At 62.2% G+C, this 12,044-nt stretch carries 12 protein-coding genes; 6 read left to right on the forward strand and 6 right to left on the reverse strand.

Features of this window, described 5'->3' with window-relative positions; all coding sequences use genetic code 11:
* The first annotated feature begins 212 nt into the window (after nucleotides 1-212).
* The 6 genes from AD928_RS11530 (at nucleotide 213) to AD928_RS11555 (ending at nucleotide 4,572) form a co-directional block, all read left to right on the forward strand.
* Nucleotides 213-536, forward strand: coding sequence for a hypothetical protein (locus AD928_RS11530; protein ID WP_062250682.1), 324 nt, complete (start codon nucleotides 213-215; stop codon nucleotides 534-536).
* Nucleotides 537-629: 93 nt separating this feature from the next.
* Nucleotides 630-1,487: an N-formylglutamate amidohydrolase gene (locus AD928_RS11535; protein WP_082779872.1), complete on the forward strand. Its 858-nt coding sequence runs from the start codon at nucleotides 630-632 to the stop codon at nucleotides 1,485-1,487.
* A 245-nt stretch (nucleotides 1,488-1,732) separates the two neighbouring features.
* Nucleotides 1,733-2,608 carry a shikimate dehydrogenase gene (locus AD928_RS11540; RefSeq protein ID WP_062250684.1) on the forward strand — a complete coding sequence of 292 codons (876 nt, stop codon included), beginning with the start codon at nucleotides 1,733-1,735 and terminating at the stop codon, nucleotides 2,606-2,608.
* 50 nt (nucleotides 2,609-2,658) lie between these two features.
* Nucleotides 2,659-3,246: a dephospho-CoA kinase gene (gene coaE / locus AD928_RS11545; RefSeq protein WP_062250686.1), complete on the forward strand. Its 588-nt coding sequence runs from the start codon at nucleotides 2,659-2,661 to the stop codon at nucleotides 3,244-3,246.
* Entirely contained in the window at nucleotides 3,243-3,920 is a 678-nt protein-coding gene (gene dnaQ / locus AD928_RS11550; RefSeq protein ID WP_062250689.1) for a DNA polymerase III subunit epsilon, read from the forward strand. The genes coaE and dnaQ overlap by 4 nt, the downstream gene beginning before the upstream one ends.
* Before the next feature lie 145 nt (nucleotides 3,921-4,065).
* Nucleotides 4,066-4,572: a hypothetical protein gene (locus AD928_RS11555; RefSeq protein WP_231866209.1), complete on the forward strand. Its 507-nt coding sequence runs from the start codon at nucleotides 4,066-4,068 to the stop codon at nucleotides 4,570-4,572.
* 109 nt (nucleotides 4,573-4,681) lie between these two features.
* Here AD928_RS11555 and AD928_RS11560 read toward each other — a convergent pair whose 3' ends face one another.
* The 6 genes from AD928_RS11560 to purM form a co-directional block, all read right to left on the reverse strand.
* Nucleotides 4,682-5,794 (reverse strand): glycosyltransferase family 4 protein, encoded by a 1,113-nt coding sequence (locus tag AD928_RS11560; protein WP_062250692.1) that lies wholly within the window; start codon nucleotides 5,792-5,794, stop codon nucleotides 4,682-4,684.
* A gap of 8 nt (nucleotides 5,795-5,802) precedes the next feature.
* Nucleotides 5,803-7,965, reverse strand: a complete 2,163-nt coding sequence (locus tag AD928_RS11565; protein ID WP_062250694.1) for a heparinase II/III family protein — start codon at nucleotides 7,963-7,965, stop codon at nucleotides 5,803-5,805.
* Between the two features lie 93 nt (nucleotides 7,966-8,058).
* Entirely contained in the window at nucleotides 8,059-8,730 is a 672-nt protein-coding gene (gene rpe / locus AD928_RS11570; RefSeq protein ID WP_062250696.1) for a ribulose-phosphate 3-epimerase, read from the reverse strand.
* Between the two features lie 63 nt (nucleotides 8,731-8,793).
* Nucleotides 8,794-10,122, reverse strand: a complete 1,329-nt coding sequence (locus AD928_RS11575; RefSeq protein ID WP_062250699.1) for an RsmB/NOP family class I SAM-dependent RNA methyltransferase — start codon at nucleotides 10,120-10,122, stop codon at nucleotides 8,794-8,796.
* A 75-nt stretch (nucleotides 10,123-10,197) separates the two neighbouring features.
* Nucleotides 10,198-10,824: a phosphoribosylglycinamide formyltransferase gene (gene purN / locus AD928_RS11580; RefSeq protein WP_062250701.1), complete on the reverse strand. Its 627-nt coding sequence runs from the start codon at nucleotides 10,822-10,824 to the stop codon at nucleotides 10,198-10,200.
* Complete coding sequence (gene purM / locus AD928_RS11585; RefSeq protein WP_062140831.1) at nucleotides 10,821-11,903, reverse strand: phosphoribosylformylglycinamidine cyclo-ligase; 1,083 nt, start codon at nucleotides 11,901-11,903, stop codon at nucleotides 10,821-10,823. Before purM ends, purN begins: the two co-directional genes overlap by 4 nt.
* Nucleotides 11,904-12,044 lie beyond the last annotated feature (141 nt).

Genomic DNA, 12,044 nt, shown 5'->3' on the forward strand with positions numbered 1-12,044 from the left:
GTGCTGCATCCGGCGGGTGTGCCCCGTGGGTGCAGCGTGCAAAGCGTGCACCCTACTGATGCGCGCGCCGTGGCGCAAACCATGAGGATACGCCATGATGCCGTTATCACCTGTTGTGAGGGCGGGGCTGCCCTGCTACGCGGCATGGGTTTTCGTAACGCGGGATCATCCCTATCTTGCGCAGGCAAGAGGAACAGGATTCCAAGGAGTTCATGACTATGAGTGCAACGAACAAACTTACGACCTACGCTGTGATTGATCCCGGCCCGAATGTGCTGCTGGAAGTCACGAAGTCCGCAAGCCCGATTGAAGCCGTAAAGAAAATCGAAGAGAAAATGCGCGGCTCTGAGTATGTGGCATCCCGTTCCTATGATCTGGGCGGCGAAGAATCGCTGGACGGGTCCGACCCGGTCTATCTGGTGTATGACCTGACGGACGCGGAACTGGATGATGAAGGCCTGACGGGTGAAGATGCCGGTCTGGTGCGCGCGCAGGCTGATGAAGCTGGCGTGGTTGTCTCTTCCGCCAAAGGCTGAGGCATGAGGACTTCTGGCAAGATGCCGGAGTGCTGAGCAGGAGGCCGCCCGGTTTTGCCGTGGTGGCCTTTTTGTTTGATGGAAGGATGCAGGATGACAGGCAGCAACGCAAAAACAGCTTCAAGTTTTGCCGTCTATGGCACCGATCAGGGCGGCCCGTTTGTGCTGGTGAGCGACCATGCCGGCCGCGCTGTGCCGCCCGCACTCGGTGATCTGGGCGTGAGTGCAGAAGAGCGTGCCCGCCATATTGGCTGGGATATCGGGATTGATGGCGTGGGCCGTCAGTTGGCTGCTCTGCTGCCTGCCGTGCTGATTGAGCAGGTTTATTCCCGGCTGGTGATTGATTGTAACCGCGCACCCGGCCACCCGACCTCCATTGTCACGGTGAGCGACGGCACGCCTGTTCCTGCCAATGAGGGGCTGACGCCAGAGCAGATTGCCACCCGGCATGAGGCCATTCTGCATCCCTATCACGCGCGCATTACGCAGGAACTGGATGCCCGTTTGAAAGCCGGTCGCCCGACGGCTGTTGTGGCGCTGCACAGCTTCACGCCGGAAATGCGGGACTTCAAACGGCCCTGGCATGCTGGCATTCTGCATAATCATGATTCGCGTCTGGCCCATATCATGCTCGACCTGCTGCGACAGGATGGGCTGACGGTGGGGGACAATGAGCCCTATGCGCTCACGGATACGTCCGACTACACCATCCCGCTGCACGGTGAAAAACGGCAGCTGCCGCATCTGGAAATTGAAATCCGGCAGGATCTGATTGCTGATGAAGCTGGCCAGAAAGATTGGGCTGAGCGTCTGGCGCGCCTGCTGCCGGAAGCATGGGCGCAGTTCTGCAAAATCTATGGGGCCAGCGGGACTGTGGAGGCGCTCACCGCGCAGGATAACCAGCAATCCGCTCCGGCATCTGCAAAGCAGGCGGGTCAGGCCAGCCGGTAGTCTGGCAGGTAAGCGTGTGTCTTGGCTGAGTATAAGGCGACAGAGAGTGGGACTGAAACGGAGAAGTATGCAGGTTGCATGCGTGCGATTCAGAACTGTTCCGGGCTCTTTATGTGTCGCCTTTGCGTCCGTGCGTGTTGCCCTTAATGTTTGATAAAGCCATTTTTTGAAACAGGAGCCCCCTTTCGCTGTCTGTGCGGAGGGGCGCGCATCCGTTTTTCCCGTCTGAAACGCCAGAGAACAGCATGACCAAAACGCCCGATTCTGTTTCCACCAAACCTCAGATCATCACCGGCAAGGCACGTCTGGCCGGGGTGCTGGGCTGGCCGGTTTCGCACTCCCGTTCTCCCGCGCTGCATAATTACTGGCTGCGACGGTACAGGATTGATGGCGCGTATGTGCCGCTCCCCGTAAAGCCGGAACAGTTTGAAGCCGCCGTGCGCGGGTTGCAGGCCGCCGGGTTCCGGGGCGCGAATGTCACCATTCCGCACAAGGAAGCTGCCTGTGCGCTGGCGGATGAGCTGGACCCGTCCGCTCAGCGGGCCGGAGCAGTTAATACGCTGGTGTTTGAAGAGGATGGCCGGATTCGGGGACTCTCAACCGATGGCGGAGGCTTTGTGGCCAGCATGGACGCCAGCGGCATCAGTCTTCCGGCGTCTGGTCGGGCGTTGCTGCTAGGGGCCGGAGGCGCTGCGCGGTCTGTCGCGGCGGCGTTGCAGGACCGGGGGCTGCATGTAGCCGTGACCAACCGCACGCAGGCACGGGCCGAGAGCCTTGCCGCTGTTCTGCCGGGGCTGGAGGTTGTGCCGTGGGAGACGTGGGAAGCCGGGCTGGGCGGGTATGACCTGCTGGTGAACACCACCTCACTGGGCATGGAAGGCGGTCCGGACCCGATGTTCCGTCCCTCTCTGAAAGCGGCCTCTCATAAACTGGTTGTGGCGGACATTGTTTACGTACCGCGCCTGACCCCACTGCTGGCTGAGGCAGAACAGCACGGCCTGAAAACGCTGGGGGGGCTGGGCATGTTGCTGCATCAGGCGCGCCTCGGTTTCCGCGAATGGTTCGGGCAGGACCCGGTTGTGGATGCGGAAACAGAAGCAACTGTGACGGCCAGCTTGTAACGCGCTGGCGGGGGAGCGCGGCGCGCATCAGGCAAACAGAAAGGTCTGAGATGAAAGTTGTGGGGCTGACAGGTGGGATGGGCATGGGCAAAAGCACTGTGGCCAGCATGTTCCGGCAGGCGGGCGTTCCGGTGTTTGATGCTGATGCCACCGTGCGCCAGCTTCAGGCCGATCATGGTCCAGCCCTTGGGCCGATTGCGGAACTGGTGCCGCAGGCGGTGGTGAATGGGCATCTGGACAGAGCCGTTCTTCGGCGCGCCGTGGCGGAAACGCCGGGCCTGTTGCGGCAGCTTGAGAGAATTATTCACCCAATGGTGCGGGCGGCCCGACAGGCGTTTCTCAGCCGCCACCGTCGGCAAGGCGCGCGCTGCGTGCTGCTGGATATTCCGCTGTTGTTTGAAACCGGCAGCCAGCGGGCCTGTGACCATGTCCTGCTGGTGTCCGCTCCGCCGCGTTTACAGGCTGAGCGGGTGGCGCGGCGGCGTGGGCTGCCAAAAGCCGAGGCCCGGCGGCTGATGGCCCGGCAAATGCCCGATGCCAGAAAGAGACGGCTGGCGGATACGGTGATAGAGACTGGTGTGGCTCTGGGCGCAACGCAGCGGCAGGTTCGATCTCTGATTAAGGCACTAAAGGCATGAAACGCTCCATTCTGTTCGATACGGAAACCACAGGGCTGGACCCGGCCACCGGGGACAGGGTGATTGAAATTGCGGCCCTCGAACTGGTGGGTGACCTGCCAACTGGCAAGAGCTACCGCGTATTGATTGACCCGGAGCGGGACGTACCGGAAGAGGCCTCCCGCGTGCATGGCTTTACGGCAGCGGATCTTCAGGGGAAGCCGAAATTTGCCGAGGTTGTGGATGAATTTCTCAGCTTTATTGGTGATGACCAGCTGATTGCCCACAATGCCCGCTTTGACTTTGGCTTTCTGAATGCGGAACTGAAACGGGCGGGGCGTAAGCCGCTGGATCTGGGCCGTATGGTGGATACGCTGGATATGGCGCGTGAGCGCTTCCCCGGTATGCCCAACAGTCTGGATGCGCTGTGCCGCCGTTTTGGCATCGATCTGTCTGCCCGAACCACGCATAACGCCCTGCTGGACTGCAAGCTTCTGGCCGATGTGTATGTGGAGCTGATGGGGGGGCGCCAGCACGGGCTTGGGCTGGTGGCAGATGGCACCAACGGTCATGCCGTGATGTATGAGGGGCCGGTGAATCGTCGGGTTGTGCGGGTTGTGCCCACGCAGGAAGAACTGGCGGCGCACCGCGCTTTTGTGGAAGAACTCAAGGAACCTGTGTGGACTGCTGAATAGAGGCAGCATATCTTTTTAAAAAGGTTACTGTCTTTATGGTCTTGCCGTGTTTCTTCTTTCCGTAAAACATGGCAAGACGAAAAGGCGCTGCATCTGGATCCCCCGGACTTTGGCGGCCGCCATCCTGACAGCAAGGAGCCTGTTGATGCGCTCTGCATCCCTTCACATTGCGACTGCCCTGGCCTTGTGTGGTACATGGTCTTTGACCGCCTGTGCCCAGACGACGCTTGGGCCTGTAACGGGTGAAGTCTCGTTTCACACCAGTTCAGCCGATCTGGGTGTGGGCTATACGTGGGGCCATGGGGTTCTGACTTACGGCGGGCGGACCTATCCGTTCTCCGTCAAGGGCGCTTCCGCCGCAGCAATCGGCTATTCATCCGGTGATAGTGTGGGCAAGGTTTATAATCTTCAGCGGATTGAAGATTTTGCCGGTACGTTCTGGGCGCTCTCCGGTGAAGCAACCGTGGGGCGTGGTGTCAGCGGCCAGCTGATGGAAAATGACAACGGCGTGCGGATTCGTCTGGACTACACGCGAGGTGGGGCACGAATTGCCGCTTCTCCGTCTCGTCTGACCATCCGTTTGCTCAAAACGCCGGAGCAGTCTTCCGGTGAGCATACAGGCAACGCAAAGGCCCATTCTGCGGCCAAATAAGTTTTGAGATCTGACGGGGCGCAGAGGGTATGAGAGGGGCAAAGCCTCTCGCCTGCGCCCGTCATTTTGTCTGCTTAGCGCACCAATTTTTTGACGGTCTCTGCGTTGCTCAGCCGTTGGTAAGCAGTTGCACTGTCTTCTGAATAATCTGCTTTTCTTCAAACAGTGCCAGAGCGCGCTCCCGTCCGGCTTGTCCCATACGGGTGCGCAGGGGCACGTCCTGCACCAGCTGGCGCAGGGCCGCAGCGAGCGGTGCGACTGTAGCAGGTGGCACCAGCAGGCCGGTTTCTCCTGAGACAACCTGTTCGCGCGGGCCGCTGATATCGGTGCTGACCACGGGCAGACCCGTCATCATCGCTTCGATAATGGACATGGGCAGCCCTTCAAAATGGCTGGGCAGCGTGAAGATATCCGCAGCAGCCAAAACCGCAGGCGTATCAGCCCGATATCCCAGACATTTCAGGCGCGAGCCAAGGGCGGCCTGTGCTTCGGCAAAGCAGCTATCCAGTGCCGCACCGTGGTCAGAGGTCAGGCGTTCGCCCACCACCCAGAGTTCGGCCTCGGGTACGCTGCGCATGGCGTCCAGCAGTTCCGGATAGCCTTTGTGGCGCACCAGACGAGAGACCACCATGATAACCGGCGTCTCTTCTGCCGTGCCCAGTTCCTGACGGATGCGGGCGCGGGCTGCCGGGTCTGGCCGGAAGCGGGAGCTGTCCCGCCCATTGCCAATGGCGATGGGGTTGCGGGCGATATGTAGCCGTCGGGCATCCTCGGCTTCTTCCTGCGAGACGGTGAGATAAACATCTGTGATGCGCCCGCAGAGAAATTCCAGAACCAGCGCCAGTCCGCGCCGCAGCGCAGACCCCGGCTGATTGAACAGAAAACCGTGGCAGGTATAGGCAATGCGGGGCACGCCACAGAGTTTGGCGGCCGCGCGGGCTAAAATACCGCTGATGGGCATATGTGCATGCACCATGTCCGGCTTTTCCCGCCGGATCAGCCGCACCAGCGCCCAGAAAGCCCGGGCCTGCGCCAGAGGGGAAAAAGAGCGGGCAAAAGGGAGCGTTTCCACCCGGAACCCGGCCTGCCGTGGCGGCGCGACCAAAGGGCCATCTGCACAAACTCCCACCACCTCATGCCCCTCTTCCCGCAGGGCGCGCATGAGGGGGAGAAGGAAGTGATTCAGGGAAAAATCGACGTTCGTGATTTCAAGAATTTTCACGCCCGGCCTTACTCAGTCATCAGGGTGAGCGCCCAGCGGACCGGGCGCATGGCCGGGGCGGAGGGGGCAGTTCCGGCAGGTTTGCTGGAAGCAGCGGATTCAGAGGCCTGTGCAGATGTCCCGTGATTTGTAGCGGGGGCATCCTGCCCGGCAAAAAGCGCCTCCGCCATGCTCGGCGTTTCCTGCGTGGCGTGTTCGGCCTGATCCGTATGGCTCAGGCCTGTCGTGCTGGCAGCCTGATAGGGCATGCTGTCGGCGGGAGGCGCATCATGCAGCAGTGGGCTGAAGGCGTCTTCTTCGCTGTGTTGCGGGGCTGCGGCGTAAGCCTCACCCTCCTGCACATAACCCTGCATGTCCGTCTGGGCGTAGGCATGGTCTGGGTAGGCGGCTGACGCATCCTGTTCGGCGTAGCCCTCGTTTTCTGGCTGATAGGCCTCGTGCTCAGTTGCCGCATGAGACTGGCCGTAAAACGCGTCCTGTTCACTGGCGGTGTCCGCGTGGTCGGCGGAATAAGCGGCATTGTCTTCCGGGTAGGTATCGCCCTGCGCATGGGCAGCGGCGCGGTCTGCACCGTGCGCCCCGGTTTCCTGAGCCTCTTCTTCGCCTTCAGTAGCACGTTCTTCCGGTGGTTCGGGTGCTTCTGGCGGGCAGAGGACAATTTGCAGAGAGTCCACGCGCTCGCCACTGCCCAGATAGACGCTGTCTTCCAGATAAGCGGCCACGTTGGCCTGAAACAGCCAGCTTTCTTCCTGCGTGTAGAGCAGGAAGCCGTGTTCGATTTCTTCCACGGTAATGTCGGGATGCAGATGGAAGCGCACACAGAAATCCCGGCTTTCTGTGCCCTCAAGGGCTTCCGCCCCGCGCAGGGTCTGGCCATCCTTGCCCAGATAAAGCTGGCGGGAATACACGCCGCCGCCCTGGGACTTGTAGCCATCATGCGTCATGTGCAGCCAGTGCGCGCCGTCCTGCGAGGCCTGCGCGCGCGTGACGGTTGGCCGGTGCGTAATGGCCCCGCTCTGGTTCCGCGTAAGGGGGGAGAGCGTGCCCATTTCCAGCACGGAATGCGCCGCAGGGACGCGCAGCGCCTCAGCCCAGCCACGCTGCGTGCTGGACCCGCAATTGACGATAATCCGCTGGCGGCCAGAGGAAAATTCAAAGGAAAGCATGCCCGCATGGGCCGTGCTGTCATAACCCGCCGGGGCGGGGCCGGAGGCATCGGCAAACAGCATGGTGCGGCCGCTCGTCAGGCGGATATAGCCGCTTTCCGGCTGGCTGGCGGCGACGACGCGCCCGCGGGAGGCACGGTTGAGCACCTGCTCGATCAACTGCGGGTCGCGCTCCCGGCTGCCGTTAAAGAGCATCAGCCCGCCATCCCCGTGCCGCATGGCGCGCAGGGCCGGAGCTGCGCGGTCGGCCACTTCCATCAGGCGGGAGGGCAGGGGCAGGCGGGCTGTCTGGAGAATGCTGAGCATTTCCGCCAGTTCCCGCACGGCCTGAAACTGGTCTTCCGGGCAGCGGGTGATGTGGCTGCCATCCGCAAGGAACTGCTGATCAATTTCCTGATCAATCAGCTTGAGATAGCGGGACAGAAATTCCGGATGGTCAGGAATGGCGACAGCAACGGCCAGCAGGCCTTTCAGGGCCGTCAGCGCGCGCCAGCCACGGACTCCCTCCGGCATCAGCGCCATAATGGAGCGGGCTTCCATAATCAGCGCAGCCATCAGGTTCTGCCGGAAATTGTCATCCGCAGCAGCAGCGAAAAATTCGTAATAGGAGAGCCACGCGGCCAGACGCGCCCCGGTTACGGAAGGGTCAGTAATCGGGCGTTCAGAGGCAGGCTGGCCAATCCATGTGGCGACCATGCTGCGCGCCTTGATGCGGGCAGATTCCGCACCCAGTTCCCGCAGGTCCCGCAGCCAGGTAAAGCCTTGCAGCCAGCGGCGATAGGCTTCCGGCCAGGCGGGGTTATCCCACTGCAAATGCTGGAGGTTACGCACAACCCCTTCAAACAGGCTCTGGTTCCGCACCAGACGCTCACCCACCAGAGGGTTCCCCGGCCAGAGGTCTCGCAATGTCAGGGCCGGTGCGGCAGGCACACGGCTAAAACCAGCCAGCGGGTTCCGCATGGCAAAGGTCAGACGGGCATCACGGGTCCAGCGGCGCAGGGGCATCAGGCAGGGAGTGCTCCGAAGTGAGAGGGCAGGGAGGACAGAGGATCTGTCAGGAATGATAAAGCCCTGTGCAAAGGGGCGGAATGATCTGCATCATGCTGTAACGCGAGACCGCAGGGCGTCTATCGCTGCGGCGTAGTCCGGCTGAGCATAAATCGCACTGCCGGCAATCAGCACATCCGCTCCGGCCTCTATCGCCAGAGGGGCGGTTTTCGGGTCAATCCCGCCATCGACGGCCAGACGGATGTCCCGACCTGTGGCCGTAATCATTTCCCGCAGGCGGCGGATTTTGGGGAGCTGACTGGTCAGAAATTTCTGGCCGCCAAACCCGGGGTTGACGCTCATTACCAGAATCACGTCCACCAGATCCAGAATTTCGCTCACCGCTTCCGGGGGTGTTGCCGGACACAGCACAATGCCGGGTTTGGCCCCAAGCGCACGGATATGCTGGAGCGAGCGGTGGGCATGCGGCCCGGCTTCAATATGAATAAGGATATGGTCCGCGCCAGCCCTGGCGAAGGCTTCCAGATACGGGTCGGCGGGCTCGATCATCAGATGCACGTCAAACGGCAACGTGCTGTAAGGCCGCAGCGCTTTGACCACCTGCGGGCCGAAGGAGATGTTGGGCACAAAATGCCCGTCCATCACGTCCAGATGAATCCAGTCTGCCCCGGCTTTGGCCACGGCCTGCACTTCCTCGCCCAGACGGGCGAAGTCGGCAGCGAGAACACTGGGAGCAATAAGGGGGCAGGTTACAGAGTGCATAACTTTTGTTATCCGCAATCCCGCCGCCCGACGCAACTCTGTTAAAGCGCGTTTGGAAGATTGTTACGCAGGCACGATGAAGCGGGCCGCAAAAAACCCATCCATGCTGCCTTTGTCCAGCCACATACCCGGGTGGGTGCGCAGCCAGCCTTCCGGCGTAAGAGCTTCTGGCAGAAAGGAAAGTTCTTCCGGCGTAAAGGGGGAGGGGATCAGCCCCATCTCCTGCGCAGCGCGGGCCCGGGCCGGGCCTTCCTCATCCTGCAGGGAGCAGACGGCGTAAATCAGCCGGCCACCGGGGCGCAGCATGGATTTGGCCGCAGCAAGCAGCCGATCCTGCCCGGCTGTCAGCGCGTTCAGGTCACGCGGGCGTTTGACCCACAGAACATCCGGGTGGCGGCGTGCCGTACCGGTGGCGGAGCAGGGCGCATCCAGCAGAATGGCGTCAAACAGCGCATCCGGTTTCCATGTGGCAGCGTCGTCCTGCACAATCTGCACAGGGTAGGCCAGCCGTGCCATGTTTTCCTGCAGGCGCAGCAGGCGGGTTGCGTTCTGTTCCACCGCAGTCACGTCTGCGCCAGTGGCGGCAAGCTGCGCGGTTTTTCCGCCGGGAGCAGCGCACAGATCGGCCACCCGTTCGCCCGGCTTGGCCGCCAGCAGGCGCGCCGGGAGAGTTGCTGCGGCGTCCTGCACCCAGAATGCGCCTTCCTCATATCCCGGCAGTTCCGTCACCCGGGTGCCAGCGGGCAGGCGAATGGAGCCGTTGGGTAGTTCCACCCCGCCTTCCGGTGCAGTGGCGCCGGGGCGGAGGGTGATATCCAGCGGGGCTTCATGACGGATCCCCTGAGCAATGGCGCGCGCAGCCCCTTTGCCCAGCGTGTTCCAGGAACTCCACAGCCATGACGGGACATTCAGGCGTGGCTGGTCCAGCCCTTCCAGCAGAGCGGGGCCTTTATCGGCCACCTTACGCAGCACGGCATTGGCCAGCCCGGCAAACGGGGCCAGCTTGCGGCGGCGCAGCAGAGAGACCGTGGTGCCAACGGCGGCATGCGGCGGGGTTTCCAGAAACAGGAGCTGCGCACAGCCCATCATCAGCGCCACGCGCACAGGTTCCGGCGGTTCCTTGCGCAGGAAGGGCTCCAGCACGGTACGCAGGGTGCCCATGTGGCGCAGAGTAGCGGCAGCCAGACGGTGTGCTGCCGCACGGTCACGCGGCGGGGCCTCATGCTCGTTAGCCGAGCGGGACAGGGTGGTTTCCAGCATGCGCCGGTGTTCCACCACGCCGCACAGAATATCAAACGCAACGTCCCGCGTGGGGTCAGCAGGCTGGGGGGCGTTGTTCCGGCGCGCTGCATTGCGTCTGGGGTTACGGGGGCGGCGGGGTTCTGCTGTCATCAGCTCACTATCTGTTCAGGCAATCAGGTCGGGCCATAAAGGCGGGGGAGGTGGCAGGCCAGACCTGCCGGAGCATTACGCCACCAGCAGGGCGGCGTCTGCTGATATCGGGGCTTGGCTCTTGGTCAGATACCGGCGCAGGACGTCGGGGTAGAGCTGGTGTTCCTGCCGCAGCACGCGCGCAGCAAGGGTATCAGCCGTATCACCCGGCAGAACCGGAACCGCTGCCTGCCCCAGAATGGGGCCTTCATCCATGCCTTCTGTGACCAGATGCACGGTGCAGCCGTGGATGCGCACGCCAGCGTCCAGCGCGCGCTCATGCGTATGCAGGCCGGGGAAGACGGGCAGCAGACTAGGGTGGATATTCAGCATTTTCCCCGCCCACTGAGTGGTGAGGAACGGGGTGAGCAGGCGCATATAACCCGCCAGACAGACGACTTCCGCCCCGGCGTCCCGCAGGGCGGCATTAACGGCGCGTTCATGCGCGTCACGGTCTTTTTTATAGAGGCGGTGGTCGATCGCCACGGTCTCAAGCCCTGCGGCGCGAGCCATGTCCAGCCCCGGTGCGTCTGGTTTGTTGCTCAGCACAAGGCAGATGCGGGCGGGGAAGTCCGGCTGTTTGCAGGCTTCAATCAGGGCTGTGGCGTTGCTGCCCCGGCCACTGAGCAGAATGGCGACCGGGGTTTTAGGCGTCTCACTCATGCTGCGTGAAAATCCGGGGACGCAACCATCTTCAGGCCAGCTTTGGCCGCGCTGTCAGCAGCCTTGGCGATATGGCCAATCAGCGTGCCCTCTTCGCCCAGTTCTTTCAGGCGGGCCAGAACTTCGTCCGGTTTGGGGGTGATGAGCACCATGCCCACGCCACAGTTAAACACGCGCAGCATTTCTTCATTCGCCACGTCACCCGTGCGGGCCAGCCAGTTGAAGACGGGCGGCACCGGCCATGCGGCGTCAATCACAGCGTCCAGCCCGTCGGGCAGGATGCGGGGCAGATTGCCCGGCAGGCCGCCACCAGTGATGTGCGCTGCGGCATGCAGCAGGCCTGCGCGATGCAGGTCCAGCACCGTGCGGACGTAAAGTTTTGTCGGGGTCAGCAGGGCTTCACCCAGATTTTTGCCCGGCGCAAAGGCTGCCGGGTCCGTCCAGGCCAGATGGGCATCGGCCACAATGCGGCGCACCAGAGAATAGCCGTTGGAATGCACACCGCTGGAGGGCAGGGCAATCAGCGCGTCCCCGTCCGCAATGCCAGCGGGCAGCAGGGCGGAGCGTTCTGCCGCACCCACAGAGAAGCCCGCCAGATCATAATGCCCATCGGCATACATGCCGGGCATTTCGGCCGTCTCACCACCGACCAGCGCACAGCCGGACTGTTCACAGCCCTGCGCAATGCCGCGCACAACCTTGGCGGCACTTTCAACAGACAGGCGGCCCGTTGCAAAATAATCGAGGAAGAAAAGCGGTTCCGCACCCTGCACAATCAGGTCGTTCACGCACATGGCGACCAGATCAATCCCCACAGTTTCATGCAGACCCGTTTCAATGGCCAGCGTGAGCTTGGTGCCGACCCCATCCGTGCAGGAGACCAGCACCGGATCTTTAAAGCCTGCGGCCTTCAGGTCGAACAGCGCACCGAATCCGCCAAGGCCACCCATGGTGCCGGGGCGGTCTGTTGCTTTGGCTGCGGGTTTGATGGCGTCAATCAAAGCTTCTCCGGCTTCAATATCCACACCGGAGTCACGATAGGTGAGGCGGGAAGAGGGAGAACTGGAAGAAGACGTCATGACAGGTGCTCTTGGTCTGAAAGGGGTCGATGTAACGGATCGGGTAGGGTAGGAATCCCTGAGGACAGTCTTTACGGCAGGTGAAGCAACACGCAAAGCGGCATGAAACGGATTACGGAAACAAAAGAGGCCGCACAGCAG

Source organism: Acetobacter cerevisiae (assembly GCF_001580535.1).
Lineage (GTDB): Bacteria > Pseudomonadota > Alphaproteobacteria > Acetobacterales > Acetobacteraceae > Acetobacter > Acetobacter cerevisiae.

Coding starts and splice junctions, on each gene's coding strand:
- AD928_RS11540 (WP_062250684.1), top strand. CDS start 1,733: ATGACCAAAACGCCCGATTCTGTTTCCACCAAACCTCAGATCATCACC.
- AD928_RS11565 (WP_062250694.1), bottom strand. CDS start 7,965: ATGCCCCTGCGCCGCTGGACCCGTGATGCCCGTCTGACCTTTGCCATG.
- AD928_RS11535 (WP_082779872.1), top strand. CDS start 630: ATGACAGGCAGCAACGCAAAAACAGCTTCAAGTTTTGCCGTCTATGGC.
- AD928_RS11575 (WP_062250699.1), bottom strand. CDS start 10,122: ATGACAGCAGAACCCCGCCGCCCCCGTAACCCCAGACGCAATGCAGCG.
- coaE (WP_062250686.1), top strand. CDS start 2,659: ATGAAAGTTGTGGGGCTGACAGGTGGGATGGGCATGGGCAAAAGCACT.
- AD928_RS11555 (WP_231866209.1), top strand. CDS start 4,066: ATGCGCTCTGCATCCCTTCACATTGCGACTGCCCTGGCCTTGTGTGGT.
- dnaQ (WP_062250689.1), top strand. CDS start 3,243: ATGAAACGCTCCATTCTGTTCGATACGGAAACCACAGGGCTGGACCCG.
- purN (WP_062250701.1), bottom strand. CDS start 10,824: ATGAGTGAGACGCCTAAAACCCCGGTCGCCATTCTGCTCAGTGGCCGG.
- rpe (WP_062250696.1), bottom strand. CDS start 8,730: ATGCACTCTGTAACCTGCCCCCTTATTGCTCCCAGTGTTCTCGCTGCC.
- AD928_RS11530 (WP_062250682.1), top strand. CDS start 213: ATGACTATGAGTGCAACGAACAAACTTACGACCTACGCTGTGATTGAT.
- purM (WP_062140831.1), bottom strand. CDS start 11,903: ATGACGTCTTCTTCCAGTTCTCCCTCTTCCCGCCTCACCTATCGTGAC.